Here is an 18,211-nt window from a genome sequence, read left to right on the forward strand (position 1 = left end):
CCTGTGATAGGGAGGTCCGATGCCTGCACTGAACGCCGAATCCGCCGCTTTCCGCTCCGCCCTGGACGCCGTCCGCGCCGTCGAGCCGCGCATCGCCGACGCGATCGCCAAGGAACTGCACGACCAGCGCGAATCCCTCAAGCTCATCGCGAGCGAGAACTACGCCTCCCCGGCCGTCCTGCTGGCCATGGGCAACTGGCTGTCCGACAAATACGCCGAGGGCACCATCGGCCGCCGCTTCTACGCCGGCTGCCAGAACGTCGACACGGTCGAGTCGGTCGCGGTCGAGCACGCCAAGGCGTTGTTCGGCGCGCCGTACGCGTACGTCCAGCCGCACTCCGGCATCGACGCCAACCTGGTCGCTTACTGGGCCGTGCTGGCCGACCGGATCGAAGCCCCCGCCCTGGCCAAGGTCGGCAAGCGCAACGTCAACGACATGACCGACGCCGAGTGGGCCGAGCTGCGCGCCGCGTTCGGCAACCAGCGGATGCTCGGCATGTCGCTGGACGCGGGCGGCCACCTCACCCACGGCTTCCGCCCGAACATCAGCGGCAAGATGTTCGACCAGCGCAGCTACGGCGTCGACGCGGCCACCGGCCAGATCGACTACGCGGCGCTGCGGGAGACCGCCCGCGAGTTCCGGCCGCTGATCATCGTGGGCGGCTACTCGGCGTACCCCCGCAAGGTGAACTTCCGCATCATGCGCGAGATCGCCGACGAGGTCGGCGCGACGTTCATGGTCGACATGGCGCACTTCGCCGGCCTGGTCGCGGGCAAGGTGTTCACCGGCGACTTCGACCCCGTGCCGCACGCGCACATCGTCACCACCACCACGCACAAGTCGCTGCGCGGCCCGCGCGGCGGTGCGGTGCTGTGCCAGCCGGAGCTCGCCGACCAGGTCGACCGGGGCTGCCCGATGGTGCTGGGCGGCCCGCTCGGCCACGTCATGGCCGCCAAGGCGATCGCGTTCGCCGAAGCCCGGCGGCCGGAGTTCGCCGACTACGCCCAGCGCATCGTGGACAACTCCCAGGCGCTGGCCGACGGCCTGCTCAAGCGCGGCGCCACCGTGGTCAGCGGCGGCACGGACAACCACCTCGTCCTGGTCGACGTCGACAAGTACGGCCTCACCGGCCGCCAGGCCGAGCAAGCCCTGCTGGACTCCGGCATCGTCACCAACCGCAACGCGATCCCGCAGGACCCGAACGGCGCCTGGTACACCTCCGGCATCCGGGTCGGCACCCCCGCGCTGACCAGCCGGGGCCTCGGCGCGGACGAGATGGACCAGATCGCCGAGCTGATGCACACCGTGCTCGGCCAGACCAAGGCGGGCGCTTCGAAGGCCAAGTTCGACCTGGACCCGGCGCTCGCCGACCGGATCTCCAAGCAGGCCACCGAGCTGCTCGCCGCGTTCCCCCTCTACCCTCAGGTCGATCTCGGCTGATTATTTGGTCGCATGCTCGTCGTGCTACCGACCGTCGCTCCCGCCGACACCGGGTGCGGGGATCCATTCGCCTTGCGGCTCATGAGCGGATCCCCGCACCCTGCCAGGTCCGTGCGTCGCCCCCTGCAGGGTCCGTACACCCCTTGCGGGTCCGTACACCCCTTGGGGGTCCGTGCATTGCACTTGCGGTCCGTGTGTTGCCACGCGGGCGCGTTGCCATTGACTCCGGGTGGCTTCAGCTCCGGCGCTCGGCGCCGGTCAGCTCGGGTTCCTGCGCTGCCGGCACGGGCTCCGGGCGTGGGGTACGCCGGGGCAGGTGGTTCAGGGCGGTGGTCAGCGAGCGGCGCATGATCGGGCTCAGCGGCCGTTCCACGTACCGGTGCACCAGCCAGGCCAGCGCCAACATGGTCGCGGTGGTGGTGGCGATCAGCACCCACGCCGGCAGGCTCACGTGCGGGTACGCGGTACGCATCAGGGCGTACCCGATGCGCTGGTGCAGGAGGTAGAACGGATAGGTCAGCGCGCCGGCGACGGTGAGCCAACGCCAGTCGATCCGGTCGGCGCGGCGCAGCGCGATGAGCAGCAGGACCGCAAAGCAGCCGGTCATGATGACCACTCCGGGCCACGCGGGGACGTCGAAGCCGGGGTGCACGTCCGCCATCCGCACCGCCACGCGGGGCAGACAGAGCAGCCAGCTCACCCCGACAATCGCCCAGAGCATCAGGGTGGGGCCGAACCGGTGCATCAGGTACATGGCGATGCCCGCGATGAAATACGGTGCGAAGTCCGCCATCACCACCATGTCGAGCAGCGGGCTGCCCAGTTTCGGGGTGAGCACCGCCGCCAACATCCACACGATGCAGAACCCGACCGCGCGACGGTACGTCAGCCCGACGCCCACCACCAGCGCGAACAGCAGGTAGAAGCGCAGCTCGGTCCACAGTGTCCAATACACGGTGTCCACCGCCGCGACACCGAACGGCTGCTGCAGCATGGTGAGGTTGGTCAGGACTCCGCCCGTGGTCAGCGGCGTCGGCGGGATGGGCACACCCCCGGTGATCGGCAGCACGGTGACCACGGTGGCGGTGATCGCGATGGCCACCCAGTACGCGGGATACAACCGGCTGACGCGGGAGATGGCGAACCTGCCGAGCCCTCGCCCCCAGCTGCTCATGCAGATGACGAATCCGCTGATCAGGAAGAACAGCTCCACGCCGAGGAAACCGTAGATCGTCACGTGGCTGGCGGCGGGCAGGTGGTAGCTGGGCGGATGCACACCGTCAAGACGCCAGGACGTGCCGTAGTGGTACAGGGCCACGGAAAGGGCGGCGATCAACCTCAGCCCGTCGAGAGCGGCGAGGCGGGTGGGGGCGGACGGCATCGGCGTTGTCTCCTCTGCCGCTACATGCGGCGCAGCTGATCGGCGCGGCGAGGATTCTGGACAACAGGCCGTACACGGTCGCCGTGAAGCGAGTACTGACGCGAATCCTTGACCACCGTCGATGGCGAGCCACCGACGGCCGGGATCGTATCGATGCGGCGCCAGTGCATGGGTCACCGTACGGGTGACCGAAGCGCGGCTGTTCCACCAAAGCGGTGCCACCCGAACGCTAATTAGCCATTTAATGGGGCGTTTCGGAGGCGGGCGCCGGGCCGATCGCGACGGATCCGGTAACGAAGGGTCACGCGGCGGGGGAGGACAGGCCGCGACGCGGTGTGCGGCCTCGGGGCGGGGGGATCGTCGTGATTCTCGCGTGCATGCGGGTGACGTTGGGGCTGGGGAAGCCGCCCGGGGCTACTGCGACGCCGCGGCGGTCAGGCGCGCATGACCGTGGCGATCGGGATGCGCGCCGCGCGGATGGCCGGGATGAAACCGCCGAGGACACCGGCGACGATGCCCGCGATGATCCCGGCCACACCGGCCTGCCAGGGGAACTGCACGTCGTGCAGCAGCGGCTGGGAATCCCCGACCACCTGGCTGACCACGGCCAGGGCCGCCATGCTCGTACCGATCGCGGCGGCCGCGGTGAGCAGCCCGGTCAGCAGCGTCTCGGCGAGCACGATGCCGGCCAGCAGGATGCGCGGCGTGCCGACCGCGCGGCGCAGCGCGAACTCCTCGACGCGTTCGCCGACCGTGGCGAGCCCGACGTTGAGGATGCCCGCGACGCCGATCAGCAGGACGAGCCCGGCCATCGAGAAGAAGACCAGGCGGATCAGCTTCAGCTCGTTCTCCCGCTGCTTGTGGGAGTCGACCGTCTCGACGTACGTCTCGACCCCGGCGCCCTTCAACCGGGACGTCAGCACGTGCTCGACCGGGGTGGGCGGAGCCAGCAGTACCTGCAGTTCACCACCGGAGTTCGGGTCGGACAGGTTGGTGGCGGGCAGCCAGTTGGTCAGCTCGTCCAGGCGCACGTACGCGTGCGGCTGCGCGTCTCCGTCGTCGACGACGCCGATGAAGCGGGGGGTGAGATTCGCGGCGGCACCGCCGACGCGCATCTCGGCGGGAACGTGGTGACGTGCGAAACCCTTCGCCGCCTCCTTGTTGAGCACCAGCCTGGGCGCCATCGCCGGCACCGTGGTGAAGTCGAGCCACTGCCCCGACCGCGGCCGGAACGGCTTGAACGCGCGGATGTCGCCGGTCAGCGCGGTGAGCCGTACCTCGACGGCTTCCCCGGCCGGGCCGTTGGCCATCGGCTCGCAGTGGCCGTCCGATGTGCACACCTCGCCGCCGCCCCAGGACTCGTCGATCGGTGAAGCACCCTCGTTGACCGGTCTGACGCCGGGCTCGCCGATGATGGCGGACACCCCGAGCGCCGCGACCGCGTCGGAGCGGCCCTGCACCGTCTTGACGACGATGTCCGTGGCCTGCGCCTGCGCCTGCATGCCGATCGTGCGGGTGCCGTCGACGCCGGAGCTGAGTTCGAGGTCGGCCAGCATGGCGTGTTCCGCGATGCTGGCACCGGCCTGCACGACCACGACCGCGAGCACCCCGAGGAACAGGCTCACCATGGACAGCAGCGTGCGCAGCTTGCGCGCCCGGATGCCCTGCAACCCGATGATCAGTGACGACCGGTAGCGGCCGGACAACCGTTTCACGTGAGAACCCGCTCGGTGAGGACGCCGTCGGTCAGGTCGTGGATGCGGCCCATCCGGGCCGCGTGGTCGCGGTCGTGGGTGACCAGGATGAGGCCGCAGCCGCGGGTGGTCGCCTCCATCAGCGCGTCGATGACCAGGGTGCCGGTCTCGGTGTCCAGCGCGCCGGTCGGTTCGTCGGCGAGCAGCACCTGCGGGCGGCGGACCAGTGCCCGGGCGATCGCCACCCGCTGCTGTTCACCGCCGGACATCCGGGCCGGCCGGTTCTTGGCGAGGTGGGCGATGCCGACCTGGTCGAGCGCCTCGAGCACCCGGGAGCGGCGTTCCCGGCGGGGCAGCCAGCCCTGCCCGTTGACCAGGGCCATGGCCACGTTCTGGGCCGCGGTCAGGTGCTTGAGCAGGAAGAACCGCTGGAACACGAAGCCGAAGTGCGAGCTGCGCAGCTTCGCGGCCTGGCGTTCCGAGATGCGGCTGATGTCGCGCCCGGCGAGCACGTACCGGCCCTCGTCGGGCCGGTCGAACAGGCCGATCAGGCTCAGCAGCGTGCTCTTGCCGGAGCCGGACCGGCCGACGATCGCCACGCTCTCGCCCGCCCGTACGGTCAGGTCGGCCCCGGCCAGGATCGTGCGGGGTTCCGCCTGTCCCTTGAGGACTTTCGTGATCCCGGTCAGTTCGATCAGTGGTGCGGTCACTTCGGCGCTCCGGATGCCCCGGGGTTCTCGCCGCCGGGCGGGGCGGTCGGCAGGTCCGGTCCGGGCACGGCGATGGTCTCGTCGCCGCGCAGACCCGACTTGATCTGTACGACCTTGCCGTCGGTAAGCCCGAGCACCACGTCCACGGTCTTGCGGGTCCGGTCCGGGCCGACCACGTCGACCTTGCCGTGGCCCTGTACGCCCGCGACCGCCTCGACCGGCAGCACCAGCACGCCGTTGGCCTTCGCGGTGACCACCTCCAGCGTGACCGCGGCGCCGTTGATCAGCCGGACGTCGTCCGGTGCGGTGCAGACCAGCCGCATGCCGGTCGCCTCCGAGCCGCTGCCCGCGCTGTCGGCGGGTGCGTCGGGCGCCTGCGGGGCGGCGGGAGGACCGGACTGCTGCGGCGCCGGGGTTGCCGGGGCCGCCGGGGGTGGCGCGGGGATCGTCCCGGCTGGCAGCGCCGCGATCGTGCCCAACGGCTCGCACGCGAACGGGCCCGGCCCGTTCTTGATCTGTCCCCGCACGGTCTTCGCCGCGGCCGAGATCCGGTACGCCTGGGCGCTGTCGATGTCCGCGACGATGCCGTACCCGGCGTACGTGGCGGAGATGACCGGCATCCCGGCGGTCACGTCGGCGTGGTCGTCCAGCAGGCGCCCGGCCAGCATGGAGTCCTTGGGGATCTCGACGCGGCGCGGCACCCCGCGGTGCCACACCGTGGCGACCCACACTGGCCGGGTGGCGGCCGTCTTCGCCGGTTGCCGGTCGACGTACCGCAGTTCGCCGTCGGTGGGCGCGACGATCCCGAAGACCGGGTTGATGGCGACCTTCCCGTTCAGGCTGATCTGGTTGGAGAGGTCCTGCCGTTGGGGCTTCACGGTGGTGAGGACCGTTCCGCGTGGTTCGAGACCCGGTGTCTCGGCCTGGTCCTTGGACGCCGTGCAGCCGGCGGTGAGGGCGACCGCCAGGACCGCCGCACCGGCGCAGGCAACCCTGCGTCTGTCCACCGAAACTCCTTCGCCCGGCCCGGGCGTGGCACGGGACGGTTATAGCCGAACGTGGATGAAGTTCGCCGGGGAGACTACCTCGATCACGCAAATCGCCACACGAACGTGCAGCGGGCTATACACCGGTGCGCCGGAGTCGGCGGGGCGTCAGCAGGCCGCGGGAGCGGCGGCCAGCACGGCCCGGGTCGACCACGCCATCGCGTCCATGCACTGGGTGGTCAGATTCCGCCCGACCGGCGTCCCACTCGTGCCCGGCAGATCCCCGTGCTCGTACGCCTGGACCGTGCGCAACACCGTGCCGAGCCGCCCGGATCCCTGCACCAGCGCCTCGGTCACCTCCGCCGCGAGCGGGAGCTGCCGGGCCATCACGGCCGGGGTCACGTTCAGCAGTTCGGCCACGCCCACGATCAGCCCGACCATGAACGCGGCCTCGGGCGCCACCGCGACGTCCCCGGCGACGTTCTCGCACAGCCGGGCCCGGGTCAGCGCGGTGATGAGCTGATCCTCGGTCGCCTCGGCCACGTCGTCGATCACCATGAGCATCGCCCACTGCCGGATGTGCGCCAGGCCGATCATCACGATCGCCTGGCGTACCGACGAGATCCGGGTGGCGCTGGCCGCCGCCGCGGAGTTGCTGGCCCGCAGCACCCGCAGCGACAGCGCCGGGTCGGTGGCGATGATGGCGTGCACCCGCTCCAGGTCGGCGTCCGCAGCGGACAGTGCGCTGAGCAGTTCGAGGCGACGGATCCGCGACGGGGACAGGCTGCGCGCAGTGAGTACCTGCGGGCGGCTCAGCGCGTAGCCCTGGCGCAGTTCGAGGCCGTAGCTGTCGGCGAGCGCGACCTGCTCGGCGGTCTCCAGCCGTTCCGCCACGATCTGCAGGCCGGGCCTGCGGCGGCACTCGGCCACGATGTCGCCGAGCCGGGACAGGTCGCCGTCGAGCAGGTCGAGTTTCACGTACGAGGCCAGGTCGAGCAGCCGCTCGTGCCCCGAACCCCAGACGAAGTCGTCCAGCGCGATCCGGTAGCCCGCCGCGGCCAGTTCCGTGATGCCCGCGATGACCTCGTCGTCGACCTCGACCGTCTCCAGCACCTCCAGGACCACCTGCCCGGGGCCGAACGGCAGGGTCAGCTCGCCGGTGAGGAACTCCCTGGTCAGGTTGATGAAGCACAGCCGGTCGCCGACGACCTCGGGGATCCCGAACTCGGTGAACGCGTTCACGATGACCTGGCTCGTCGCGAACGTGTCCCGGCGGCCCGCGTCGACCGCGTCGGCACTGCCGCGGAACAGCAGCTCGTAGGCGACCACGCCACCGAGCCGGTCGAAGATCGGCTGTCGGCCGACATGGACGGGCTGGGTGCCGGAAAGCGCACGGGCCACCGAGGGATTCACGGGCCCACTATCGGCAGCCTTGAGGCCCGGTTGACCTTTTGCAGAGGAAACTTTCCTCCCACTTTGCGGCCCCGGCCGTGGCGCGTTCGGGCAGGTCGAGCGGCTGTCGCGCGTCGGTGGATCGGCCGAAAGTCGCAGCCGGGCGGCCGGGGAAGTCCCGCTCCGAGCCGATGCGCCGCGCAGCCCGCGCCCGGGAGGCTGCAAGCGGCATCGGGCCGCCAGGACCTTGGTGGGCGTCAGATAGCGACGGACAGAGGGGCGACAGGGCATGACGGTCGACGACAACCGGCCCGCACGGCAGCGGGTGACCCTGACCGGGATCAGCTCGCGGGCGTGGGAGCACCCCGCCGACCGCGGCGCGCTGACCGCGCTGCGTGAGCTGCGCGGCTTCGACGACCTGGTTCGCGGCTTCTTCGGCATGTGGAACGAGCGCGGTTTCCGGCTGTCGTACCTGGCCGGTGCCATCCGTGTCGACCACCGTCAGTATCCGCGGGTGCACCGCCTGTTCGTCGAGGCGGCCGCCACGCTGGACCTGGCGGAGCTGCCCGAGCTGTACGTCCGGCAGGAGCCGGTCATCAACGGTGAGGCGATCGGCATGGACCGCGCGTTCGTGGTCGTCACCACGGGCGCGGTGGAGCGGCTGGACGACGACGAGCTGCGCGCGATGCTCGGGCACGAACTGGGACACGTACGCAGCGGCCACGCGGTCTACAAGACGATCATGACGATTCTGACCCGATGGGTGACCAACGTCAGCTGGCTGCCGGTCGGCGCGATCGCCCTGCGCGCCATCATCGCCGGGATGTACGAGTGGTGGCGCAAGGCGGAGCTGTCCGCGGACCGGGCCGGGTTGCTGGCCGGGCAGGACCCGGCGGCGTCGTTGCGGCTGCTGATGAAGCTGGCCGGCGGCGGTGACCTGTCGCAGATCGACACGGCCGCGTTCCTGGAGCAGGCCGCCGAGTACTCCGGTGGCGGCGACCTGCGCGACAGCATCCACAAGATCGGTCTGACCGCGTGGAGCACCCACCCGGTGCCGGTGGCCCGGGCAGCGGAGCTCAACAAGTGGATCGACTCCGGGGAGTACACCCGGATCCTGGCCGGGGAGTACCCGCGCCGCGACGACGACCGCGAGGCCTCGGTCACCGCGGACGTCAAGGCCGCAGCGGCCCACTACTCGGAGGCCTTCCAGGGCTCCCCGGACCCCCTGGTCACCCTGGTCCGGCGGATGGGCGGCGGCGCGGTCGACCTCGGGGACTGGGCGGGCACCCAGGCGGGCAAGGCACGGGCCTGGGCCGGTACCGCCGCCGACGCGGCCGCCCGGGCGGCCCGCCGCGCCGCCCAACCCAACGGCGGCAACGGCTCCGACTCCGGCAACGGCGCGGACGGCGGCAACGGCGCGGACGGTACGGACGGCTCGGGCGGCTCCGCCACCTAGGATGGGCCGGGTGCAGACCCGATCCGGCACCCCACGGCCCATCACCCGGTACGGCAACCCCGTCCTGCACCGCAGGTGCGCCGACGTCACCGTCTTCGACGACGACCTCCAGCAGCTCGTGGCGGACATGTTCGCGAGCATGGCGGCCGCCAACGGGGTGGGCCTCGCGGCCAACCAGATCGGCGTGGACGCCCGCGTCTTCGTCGTCGACTGCCCCGACGAGACCGGCCGCAATGTCGTGGCCCACGTGGTCAACCCGGTGCTGCACCTGCCGGAGCACCGGGACCTGGACGTCGACGGGGAGGGCTGCCTGTCCGTGCCGGGGCCGCAGACCGAGGTCGGGCGCCCGCCGACCGCGTACGTGACCGGTGTCGACATGCACGGCAAGCCGGTACGCATCGACGGCACGGGGCGTCTCGCCCGCTGCCTGCAGCACGAGACCGACCACCTCGACGGGCTGCTCTACGTCGACCGGCTCCCGGCGAAGCAGCGCAAGCGCCTGCTGGCCGAGAGTGAACGCCACCCCGGCGTCGGAGTCGGCGTGCCCACAAACTGACGCCTTACTCCTGGCGCTGGTACACGTCCGGTACGCCGTCGGCGTCCGTGTCGATCTCCTCCTCGGCGCACAGCCGGCGGTAGTGCCGGTTGCGGGCGCGCAGCACGATCGTCGCCAGCCCGGCGGCCAGCAGCGAGCCGACCAGCACGCCGAGCTTCACGTGCTGCTCGCGTACGGTGCCCACGCCGAACGCCAGCTCCCCGATGAGCAGCGACACCGTGAACCCGACCCCGCCTAGCACCGCCAGCCCGAGGACGTCCCACCAGCTCAGCCCGGCCGCGAGCTGGGCCCGGGTGAAGCGCTGCACCAGCCAGGTCGCCCCGGTGATGCCGATGGTCTTGCCGGCCACCAGGCCCACCACGATGCCGATCGTGATCGTGTCGTGCACGATCGCGTCGAGCCCGCCGGTCACCGTGACCCCCGCGGCGAAGAACGCGAACACCGGTACGGCGAACCCGGCCGACAGCGGCCGCCACCGGTGCTCGAAGTGTTCGGCCAGGCAGGGTTCCGCCTCGTCGTCGGGGCGGGCCACCGGCACCGTGAACGCGAGCAGCACCGCGGCGACCGTGGCGTGCACCCCGGACGCGTGCACCAGCGCCCACGTCGTACCGGCCAGGGGCAGCAGCAGCCACCATGAGCGGACGTGGCGTTGCGCGAGCACCCCGAACGCGGCCAGCGGCAGCACCGCCAGCAGCAACGGCACCGGGTGCAGTGTCGCGGTGTAGAAGACCGCGATGACCACGATCGCCAGCAGGTCGTCCACGACTGCCAGGGTCAGCAGGAACGTGCGCAGGGCCGTCGGCAGGTGCGTACTGATCAGACCGAGCACGGCCAGCGCGAACGCGATGTCCGTCGCGGTCGGGATGGCCCAGCCTCGCAGTGCTCCCGCCGGGCCGGCCAGGTTGACCGCCGTGTACAGCAGCGCGGGGACGATCATGCCGCCGACCGCGGCGGCCACCGGCAGCACCGCACGCCGTCGGTCGCGCAGGTCACCGGCGAGGAACTCCCGCTTGACCTCCAGCCCCGCCACGAAGAAGAAGATCGCGAGCAGGCCGTCCGAGGCCCACGCGCTGAGCGTGAGATCGAGGTGCAGCGCCGCCGGTCCGACCCGGACGTCCGAGAGCTCGTGGTACGCGTCGGACCAGCGCGAGTTGGCCCAGATCAGGGCAGTCAGCGCGGCGCACATGAGCAGGACGCCGCCGACCGTCTCCCGGCGCAGGATGTCCCCGACACGGCGCGCCTCGGCCCAGCTCCCGCGCCCGAACAGTCCTGGTGCGGCCATGACGTACCTCCGGTTGGGGTGACGAACGCCGCCGCCGACCAGCGTGCGGCACGCGGCGGCTGGTCAGACCAGGCGTAGCCGGACGCGGCGGTTCTGCCGGCCCTTGCTCTCCACCTTGACGATCTGCACTCGCCCGACCTGCGCGGTCGACGCCACGTGCGTACCGCCGTCAGCCTGCACGTCCAGTCCGACGATGTCCACGACCCGGATCTCCGGCATGTCCAGCGGCGGCAGCGCGTCCTGCGTACGCACCAGGTCCGGGATGGCCAGCGCCTCTTCGCGTGGCAGCACCCGCGCCACGATCTTGCGGTCGGCGCCGATCTCCGCGTTCACGGCGTCCTCCAGCGCCTGCTTGAAGCCGGGCGGCACCTCGGGCAGGTTGAAGTCCATGCGTGCCTCGCCGGGTTGCATGTTGCCGCCGGTGACCAGCGCGCCGAAGTCGCGGAACACCGTGCCGCACAGGATGTGCAGCCCGGAATGGGTACGCATCAGGCTGCTGCGCCGCTCGTCGTCGAGGGCGCCGCGCACCGCCGTACCGGCGGGCGGGACCGGGTCACCCGGTGCGGGGATCAGGTACAGGTCGTCACCCTTGCGGGTGTCCACGATCCGGGTCTGCACCCCCTGCCAGATGAGTACGCCGTGGTCCGGCGGCTGGCCCCCGCCGCCCGGGTAGAACGCCGAGCGGTCCAGCACGATGCCGGCCTCGGGGTCGGCGAAGACGACGGTGCAGTCCCACTCGCGGACCGTCGGATCGGCCCAGTCCAGCCGGTGGGTGTGGCCGTGCTGCTCGAACGCCATTCGCGAAGTCTAGAACCGGATGCCCGTTCCGGGGCCGCGCTCGCCGCCGACCGGTCGATGCGGGTGCGCGCCCGGTCAGCACCGGGGCGGCGGAAAGCCAAGTCAGCAATCGGTCACCGTTCCTGCCGGATCCGGCCATTCTCCGTCCGTACACAGCGGACCTAACCTCGGACGGTCATGGAGCTGCGTGTGCTTGGTGAGTTCGAGGCCACCCACGAGTCGCGGGGTGTCGGAGTGGGGCGCCGGCAGGAGCGGCTCGCGCTGGCCGCACTGCTGATCGCCGCGCCGGGACGGGCCGTCAGCACGGACCGGCTGATCGACGCGGTGTGGCCGGACGACCCGCCCCGCACCGCCCGCGGCACGCTGCACACGTACGTGGCGCGGCTGCGTCAGGCGCTGGAGCCGTACGGCGTGCGGATCGCGCACGTGGGGGACGGGTACCGGATCGACCCGGGCCCGGCGGTCGTGGACGCATACCGGTTCCGGGAGCTGGCGACCGCGGCCCGGGCTACCTCGGATCCGGCGCAGCGGGCCCGGCTCGCCGCGGGGGCGCTGGAGCTGTGGCGCGGCGACCTGCCCGCCGACGCCGAGCTGACCGATCTGCGGCTGGCCACGGCGGAGGAGTATGCACGGCTCCGGCTCGATTCCGGCGCCCCCGCCGATGGTGCGCTGCCGCTGGCGTACGCATATCCGGCCCGGGAACGCCTGGCCGGGCTGGCGATGACCGCCCTGTTCCGGCAGGGGCGCCGGGCGGACGCGCTGGCGTTGTTCAGCCGGGCTGCGGCGGCGCTGGCGGAGCAGGGCGGCGAGCCCGGCCCCGATCTCGTGCAGGTCCGCGACCGGGTCGCCCGGGCCGACCCGGGATTGGACCGGCCGCCCGGCCCGATGCACCTCGTACGGGTGCGGCAGGAGTGGCTGCCGTGGCTGACCGGCGGCCATCCCGCGCTGGAGTTCTGCAACACGTACGCGGGATGGGCCGACGAGTGGCGCCCACGGCCCCGGGAGAGGTCCGAGTGGCTGCGCTCGTATCGGGCCCTGGCCGTCTGGGCGGGCCATGCCGGGCTGGCCGACGACTGGGTGGTGACGCGCCTGCTGCGCGCCGCCCAGCAGGATCCGGCGACCGCGGCGGACGTCCTGGCGGAGGCGCGGGACCTGCGGGCCCGCCTGTACGCGTGCCTCACCGACGACGGCGACGCGGCGGCGTTCAAGGCGGTGGCGGACGCGGCCGAGTCGGCGGCCCGATCCGCCACGTTCGCGCTCGGGGCGGACGGCCTGGGCTACTGGCGTATCTCCCCGAGCGCCGGGTTGCGCCTGCCGGTGTGGGCGGCCGCGCTGAGTGCGGCGCACCTGCTCGCGGACGCCCGGCGGTTCGGCGTACGGGCGTGTCCCGGAGCCGGGTGCGGGTGGCTGTTCCTCGACGAGCAGGGCGCTCGCCGCTGGTGCAGCGTCGGGACCTGCGGGGCCTGCTGAGCACCCGTCACCCGCCCCGGCCGGTGGCCGCGTCGGCGGTCATGGGCGGCGCGGGGCGCGGAAACCGTCGACGGTCGGCTGCCAGTCGGCGCCGTCGCGGCTGTCGGCGGTCAGGCCCAGCGCCGCTGCGATGGTGAGAAACAGGAAGAACACGAGAACTGCGAGTGCCATGATGACGTAACCCCTGTCCGGCGTAGTGGCCGGTGCGCACCGGGTGTTGATACCTAGCTTGCCGCCCCGCCGGGGCCGCCGACAGTGGCAGAGATGCCACTGTTCCACAAAATCCTGCCACTCGGCGTAGGCTGGCGGCATGCTCGAACGGATCGCTGTCATCGCCATGCACGAGGTCGCCGTCTTCGAGCTGGGCGTGGTGTGTGAGCTGTTCGGATACGACCGCACCGCCGAGGGGCTGCCCGGCTACGAGTTCTCGGTGTGCAGCCCCGGCGGTCGGCCGGTGCGTACGCACGCGGGCTTCTCGATCACCCCCGGCCACGATCTGACCCCGGTGGAGTCCGCCGATCTCGTCGCGGTCGTGCCGTACGGATACGACCAGGCTCCGCCGCCCACCGAGGTGCTCGACGCGTTGCGGCGTGCACACGACCGCGGCGCCTGGCTGATGAGCCTGTGCACCGGGGCGTTCGCGCTGGGCGCGGCGGGTCTGCTGGACGGCCGCCGCTGCACCACGCACTGGCGGCACTCCGACGCGCTGGCTGCCACGTTCCCGCACGCGCGGGTCGACCCGGATGTCCTCTACGTCGCCGACGGCCGGGTGCTGACCGCCGCCGGCACCGCGGCGAGCATCGACCTCGGCCTGCATCTGGTGCGGGAGGAGCACGGCTCGGCGGTGGCCACGATGCTGGCCCGCCGCATGGTGGTCCCGCCGCACCGCGACGGTGGGCAGGCGCAGTTCATCGAGACCCCCGTGCCGGAGCTGGGGCATTGCGACACGCTGCAGCCCGTGCTGACCCGCGTGCTGGCGGAGCTCGACCAGGAGCACACGGTCGACACGATGGCCGCGCAGGCGCACATGGCGCCGCGGACGTTCGCCCGGCGGTTCCGGGCCGAGACCGGCGTGACGCCGCACGACTGGCTGACCGGCCAGCGGGTCCTGCTCGCCCGCCGCCTGCTGGAGGACTCCGACCTGGGCGTCGACGCGATCGCCGTGAGGGCGGGCTTCGGCAGCGCGGCCACGCTGCGGCACCACTTCACGCGGCGGCTGGACACCACCCCGCAGGCGTATCGCGCCACGTTCCAGCATCGCGCCGCCTGAGCGGCGGGCTCAGCCGGCCGTGGGGTGCGGCTCCTCGACCAGGTGGTCGGCGAGTTTCGTGACCTCCAGGAGCATGCGGACCACGGGGCCCGGGTTACGCAGGCCGAAGCCCACGCCCCGGGCGGCCGCGGCCCGCTTGGCGGCGACGAACACGCCGATGCCGCCGGAGTCCACGAACGTCACCTTCTCCAGGTCGACCACGACCCGGCCGTCCATCCGCGACGCCACGACCTCGCGCAGGATCTCGCGTACGGCCCGGGAGGTCGCCAGGTCGATGTCCCCTTCCGGGGTCACGATCACGGTGTCACCGGCCAGTTGCAGCGTGCAGTCGAACGGCATGGGGTCGCCGCCTCTCCCGTGGATGGTTTCGCTCAGTTGCAGTGGGTCAGGTGCTTGCGTACGGCGGAGGGCACGACGTTGTCGCAGTATCCGGCGGTGCCGCCGGAGACGGGGTGCCAGGTGTGCCGTGCGGCGTCGTATCGGAAGACGACCATCGCGTGGTCGGCGTCCTTCGGGTTGGTGCGGCCGAGCGCGTAGCCCTCGTAGCACTCGACGCCGCTCAGTGTCGCGGTCTTCGCGAGGCGGTCCTTGATGTCGCTGGGGTCGGCGTAGAGCGCCTTCACCAGCGTCGCGCCGGTCACCGGGCAGCCGAAGCCCGCCGCGGACGTGCCGGTGTGTGCGGGGCTCGGCGTGGTGGAACCCTTCGGCGCGCCTGATTTCGACGGCTGCCCGGTGGCCGACTTCGAGGCGGAGGGAGTGGCGGCGGGAGTGCTGCCGGTGGCGGTGCTGCCGGTGGCGGCCGGTGCCGGCGGGGTGGTGGTGGTCTTCTGGGCCGTGCAGCCTGTGCCCACCGCCAGGACCGCCGCCACGCCGGCAAGTCCCCACAGCTTCTGTCCCCGCATGTTGTGCCTCTCCTCGGTGTCCTGGTCGTGCAGCCGTTTGGTCGCAGCACACTGTGCCCGCGGCGGCAGCCGGAGCGCCGGGCGCGCAGCGGCCTTGGCACGAACCGGGGAGGGCTGACATTAAATCACATTGAACCTATGGGATATAGATGCATGGCGGCGAGTTGCCCGGTATGGTGCTGCACAATGCCTATTAAACAGATAGGCATTGGGAGCATTGGAGGTCGTCATGACACAGGCCGCGGTCGTCACCGATCACCTGGCCATCGCCCGCCGCTACGCCGCCGACCCGCTCGCCTGGCCGGTCGCACCCCGGTTCAGCGCGACCGACCGGTGGTACGCGCGCCTCGGTGAGTACCCCGACCATGAGGTGTGGCTGCTCACCTGGCTGCCCGGCCAGGGCACGGACCTGCACGACCACGGCGGCTCCGCGGGCGCCCTGCACGTGGTCAGCGGCTCGCTGGTGGAGGACGTGGTCACGCCGGTCGCGGACGGGGGATACCGGATGAACGTACGACACCTCGACGCGGGCCTCGGGCACAGCTTCGGACCCCGGTACGTGCACCGGATCGTCAACCGGTCCCGCCGTCCCGCTGTCAGCGTGCACGTGTACGGCCCCGCGCTGACCACCATGACCCGGTACCGTCTCAGTGCCATGGGGCTGGAGATCGCCGAGGTCGAGCACGCCGGGGTCGAGTGGTGAGCGGCGCGCCACCCGGCTCGTACGGGATCGATGAACTGTTGGCCCAGGCCCGCGCCCGCCTGGACCGGCTGTCCCCGCCCGCCGCGCACGCGGCGCAGCAGGACGGCGCCGTCCTGGTGGACATCCGGCCCGCCGCGCAGCGGGCCGAGCACGGCGAGATCCCGGGCGCGCTGGTGGTCGAGCGCAACGTGCTGGAGTGGCGGTTCGACCCGCGCAGCGACGCCCGGCTGCCCGTCGCCGACCGCTACGACCTGCAGGTGATCGTGGTCTGCCAGGAGGGCTACACGTCCTCCCTGGCCGCGGCGGCGTTGCAGACACTCGGCCTGCACCGGGCCACGGATCTGGCGGGCGGGTTCGCCGCCTGGCGGGCGGCCGCGCTGCCCACGACTCCGCCCGCCCCCGAGAGTGGAGACGGGCGGCGCGGGAAGGACGTCAGGACGCGGTGAGCCCCCAGCGGCGGCGCAGCGCGTTGTCGGCGGCGTTGAACAGGATGTCGATGAGAATGCCGAGGACCAGCACGACGATGATGTAGGCGATCACCAGCGGCGCGTCCACCAGGTCGCGGGCGCCCTGCATCCGAACGCCGATGGAGAGCGCGCCGGGCACGATGACCAGCAGCTCGCCCGCCATCAGACTGCGCCAGGAGAACGCCCAGCCCTGCTTGAGCCCGGAGATGAACGACGGCAGCGAGGCGGGCAGGATCAGATGCCGGTACTTGGCGAAGCCGCGCATGCCGAGGACCTGGCCCACCCGCAGCCACGTCCGGGGCACGTAGTCGATGCCGCTGATCAGGCCGTTGGCCACCGAAGGCGCTGCGCCGATCACCACGACGAACATGATCGCGCTCTCGCTGATCTGGAACAGCAGGATGGCCAGCGGGAACCACATGATCGACGGCATGGTCTGCAGTCCGGTGATCAACGACCCGATCGCCGCGCGCAGCGGCGTGAAGCGGGCCACCGCGGCACCCACCAGCGTGCCGATCAGTACGGCCAGCGAGAACCCGGTGATCGCCCGGACCATGGTGAGCCGGACGGACTCCCAGAAGTCGGCCGTGCCGACCAGCGAACCCAGCTCGCTGAAAACCTCGCCGGGCGCGGGCAGCGCGTACGGCGGCTTCAGCTCGGCCCAGTACGCGGCCTGCCACAGCGCGATGACGATCCCGACCGCGAGCAGCTTGGGCCAGGCGGCGCGCCACACGTTCCCCCCGAGGCGGCCCAGGGTGCGTTCCTCGACCGGGCGCCCGCCCAGTTCGAGCGCGTCGAGCCCGGTGACCCGGTCGGCGGCGTCGCGGTCGGCCCGTTTACCGGGCGCGTCGTGCCGGCCGGACCTGCCCTCGTGGCCCTCGGTGCGCTCGGTCATGTCAGTGGGCATGACGGGAGACCTCCGCGCGCAGTCGGTCGGTGATGGTCGCGGCCAGCCCGGCGACCTCGGGGGAGTCGATGCGCCGGGGCCGCTCGTGGTCCACCGGGTAGTCCTCGATGACCCGGCCGGGCCGGCTGCTCAGCAGCACAACCCGGTCGCCCAGCCGGACCGCCTCCCGCACGTTGTGCGTGACGAACAGGACGGTCAGCTCGCGCTCGCGCCAGATCCGTTCCAGCTCGTCGTGCAGGATGTCGCGGGTCATCGCGTCCAGCGCGCCGAACGGCTCGTCCATGAGCAGCACGTCCGCCTCCTGGGCGAGCGCGCGGGCCAGCGCGACCCGCTGCCGCATCCCGCCGGACAGCTCGTGCGGCCGCTTCTCGCCGAACCCCTTGAGACGTACGGTCTCCAGCAGCTGGGCGGCCCGCTCGCGGCGTTCGGTGCGGCCGACCCCGCGCAGGCGCAGCGCGATCTCCACGTTGCCCGCGACCGACAGCCACGGGAACAGCGCGGCCTCCTGGAACATCAGGGCGACCCGGCGGCCGCCGGTGTCCAGCGTGCCGCCGCTGATCTGGTCCAGCCCGGCGACCAGGGACAGCAGCGTGCTCTTGCCGCACCCGGACGCGCCGAGCAGGCACACGAACTCGCCCGGGTACACGTCGAGGGAGACCCGGTCGAGGGCGAGCAGGGCGCCGGCGCCGCGACCATACTGTTTGGACACCCCGTCCAGGCGGACGACCGCGTTCGTACGCTGGTCGTCCGCCGGGCGGGCGTCCTGAGCGGTGAGGCTCATGGACTCTGCCTTTCC

19 protein-coding genes are annotated in these 18,211 nt (G+C 71.9%); 7 read left to right on the forward strand and 12 right to left on the reverse strand.

Annotation, left to right across the window (positions count from 1 at the left end; genetic code table 11):
• Window positions 1-19 precede the first annotated feature (19 nt).
• Window positions 20-1,441, forward strand: coding sequence for a glycine hydroxymethyltransferase (locus tag ACMCNK_RS25985; protein ID WP_412738976.1), 1,422 nt, complete (start codon window positions 20-22; stop codon window positions 1,439-1,441).
• Window positions 1,442-1,676: 235 nt separating this feature from the next.
• On the opposite strand, the gene ACMCNK_RS25990 is transcribed toward ACMCNK_RS25985, so the two are convergent.
• The 5 genes from ACMCNK_RS25990 to ACMCNK_RS26010 form a co-directional block, all read right to left on the reverse strand.
• Window positions 1,677-2,822 (reverse strand): acyltransferase family protein, encoded by a 1,146-nt coding sequence (locus ACMCNK_RS25990; protein ID WP_412738977.1) that lies wholly within the window; start codon window positions 2,820-2,822, stop codon window positions 1,677-1,679.
• 434 nt (window positions 2,823-3,256) lie between these two features.
• On the reverse strand, window positions 3,257-4,537 hold the full coding sequence (locus ACMCNK_RS25995; protein WP_412738978.1) for an ABC transporter permease: 1,281 nt from the start codon (window positions 4,535-4,537) through the stop codon (window positions 3,257-3,259).
• A complete protein-coding gene (locus ACMCNK_RS26000; protein WP_412738979.1) occupies window positions 4,534-5,226 on the reverse strand; it encodes an ABC transporter ATP-binding protein in 693 nt (230 codons plus the stop codon). Before ACMCNK_RS26000 ends, ACMCNK_RS25995 begins: the two co-directional genes overlap by 4 nt.
• Window positions 5,223-6,233: an efflux RND transporter periplasmic adaptor subunit gene (locus ACMCNK_RS26005; protein ID WP_412738980.1), complete on the reverse strand. Its 1,011-nt coding sequence runs from the start codon at window positions 6,231-6,233 to the stop codon at window positions 5,223-5,225. Before ACMCNK_RS26005 ends, ACMCNK_RS26000 begins: the two co-directional genes overlap by 4 nt.
• Before the next feature lie 147 nt (window positions 6,234-6,380).
• The gene (locus ACMCNK_RS26010) at window positions 6,381-7,625 is read right to left on the reverse strand and encodes an EAL and HDOD domain-containing protein (RefSeq protein WP_412738981.1); all 1,245 of its coding nucleotides are present in this window, start codon (window positions 7,623-7,625) and stop codon (window positions 6,381-6,383) included.
• A 268-nt stretch (window positions 7,626-7,893) separates the two neighbouring features.
• On the opposite strand from ACMCNK_RS26010, the gene ACMCNK_RS26015 reads away from it, so the two are divergent.
• Both ACMCNK_RS26015 and def read left to right on the forward strand, forming a co-directional pair.
• A complete protein-coding gene (locus ACMCNK_RS26015) occupies window positions 7,894-9,060 on the forward strand; it encodes a M48 family metallopeptidase (protein WP_412738982.1) in 1,167 nt (388 codons plus the stop codon).
• Window positions 9,061-9,070: 10 nt separating this feature from the next.
• Window positions 9,071-9,616 carry a peptide deformylase gene (def, locus tag ACMCNK_RS26020; protein WP_412738983.1) on the forward strand — a complete coding sequence of 182 codons (546 nt, stop codon included), beginning with the start codon at window positions 9,071-9,073 and terminating at the stop codon, window positions 9,614-9,616.
• Window positions 9,617-9,620: 4 nt separating this feature from the next.
• Here the strand turns inward: def and nhaA are convergent, their stop codons facing one another.
• Together nhaA and ACMCNK_RS26030 are read right to left on the reverse strand one after the other, a co-directional pair.
• The gene (gene nhaA, locus ACMCNK_RS26025; RefSeq protein WP_412738984.1) at window positions 9,621-10,898 is read right to left on the reverse strand and encodes a Na+/H+ antiporter NhaA; all 1,278 of its coding nucleotides are present in this window, start codon (window positions 10,896-10,898) and stop codon (window positions 9,621-9,623) included.
• Window positions 10,899-10,961: 63 nt separating this feature from the next.
• Window positions 10,962-11,696 carry an alanyl-tRNA editing protein gene (locus tag ACMCNK_RS26030; RefSeq protein WP_412738985.1) on the reverse strand — a complete coding sequence of 245 codons (735 nt, stop codon included), beginning with the start codon at window positions 11,694-11,696 and terminating at the stop codon, window positions 10,962-10,964.
• Between the two features lie 177 nt (window positions 11,697-11,873).
• On the opposite strand from ACMCNK_RS26030, the gene ACMCNK_RS26035 reads away from it, so the two are divergent.
• Window positions 11,874-13,166, forward strand: a complete 1,293-nt coding sequence (locus tag ACMCNK_RS26035; RefSeq protein WP_412738986.1) for a BTAD domain-containing putative transcriptional regulator — start codon at window positions 11,874-11,876, stop codon at window positions 13,164-13,166.
• A 39-nt stretch (window positions 13,167-13,205) separates the two neighbouring features.
• On the opposite strand, the gene ACMCNK_RS26040 is transcribed toward ACMCNK_RS26035, so the two are convergent.
• Entirely contained in the window at window positions 13,206-13,337 is a 132-nt protein-coding gene (locus ACMCNK_RS26040) for a hypothetical protein (RefSeq protein ID WP_412738987.1), read from the reverse strand.
• A 139-nt stretch (window positions 13,338-13,476) separates the two neighbouring features.
• Between ACMCNK_RS26040 and ACMCNK_RS26045 the strand changes: the two genes are divergently transcribed.
• A complete protein-coding gene (locus ACMCNK_RS26045; RefSeq protein ID WP_412738988.1) occupies window positions 13,477-14,436 on the forward strand; it encodes a GlxA family transcriptional regulator in 960 nt (319 codons plus the stop codon).
• A gap of 9 nt (window positions 14,437-14,445) precedes the next feature.
• Here ACMCNK_RS26045 and ACMCNK_RS26050 read toward each other — a convergent pair whose 3' ends face one another.
• Window positions 14,446-14,775: an STAS domain-containing protein gene (locus tag ACMCNK_RS26050; protein ID WP_412738989.1), complete on the reverse strand. Its 330-nt coding sequence runs from the start codon at window positions 14,773-14,775 to the stop codon at window positions 14,446-14,448.
• Window positions 14,776-14,807: 32 nt separating this feature from the next.
• Window positions 14,808-15,338: a hypothetical protein gene (locus tag ACMCNK_RS26055; protein ID WP_412738990.1), complete on the reverse strand. Its 531-nt coding sequence runs from the start codon at window positions 15,336-15,338 to the stop codon at window positions 14,808-14,810.
• Window positions 15,339-15,567: 229 nt separating this feature from the next.
• On the opposite strand from ACMCNK_RS26055, the gene ACMCNK_RS26060 reads away from it, so the two are divergent.
• The gene (locus ACMCNK_RS26060; protein ID WP_412738991.1) at window positions 15,568-16,041 is read left to right on the forward strand and encodes a cysteine dioxygenase; all 474 of its coding nucleotides are present in this window, start codon (window positions 15,568-15,570) and stop codon (window positions 16,039-16,041) included.
• Window positions 16,038-16,487, forward strand: a complete 450-nt coding sequence (locus ACMCNK_RS26065) for a rhodanese-like domain-containing protein (RefSeq protein ID WP_412738992.1) — start codon at window positions 16,038-16,040, stop codon at window positions 16,485-16,487. The genes ACMCNK_RS26060 and ACMCNK_RS26065 overlap by 4 nt, the downstream gene beginning before the upstream one ends.
• On the opposite strand, the gene ACMCNK_RS26070 is transcribed toward ACMCNK_RS26065, so the two are convergent.
• Window positions 16,474-17,415 carry an ABC transporter permease gene (locus ACMCNK_RS26070; protein ID WP_412738993.1) on the reverse strand — a complete coding sequence of 314 codons (942 nt, stop codon included), beginning with the start codon at window positions 17,413-17,415 and terminating at the stop codon, window positions 16,474-16,476. The genes ACMCNK_RS26065 and ACMCNK_RS26070 overlap by 14 nt on opposite strands.
• Window positions 17,405-18,196, reverse strand: a complete 792-nt coding sequence (locus tag ACMCNK_RS26075; protein WP_412738994.1) for an ABC transporter ATP-binding protein — start codon at window positions 18,194-18,196, stop codon at window positions 17,405-17,407. Before ACMCNK_RS26075 ends, ACMCNK_RS26070 begins: the two co-directional genes overlap by 11 nt.
• Window positions 18,197-18,211: the final 15 nt, after the last annotated feature.

This window comes from Krasilnikovia sp. MM14-A1259, assembly GCF_047159535.1.
Taxonomy (GTDB): domain Bacteria; phylum Actinomycetota; class Actinomycetes; order Mycobacteriales; family Micromonosporaceae; genus Actinoplanes.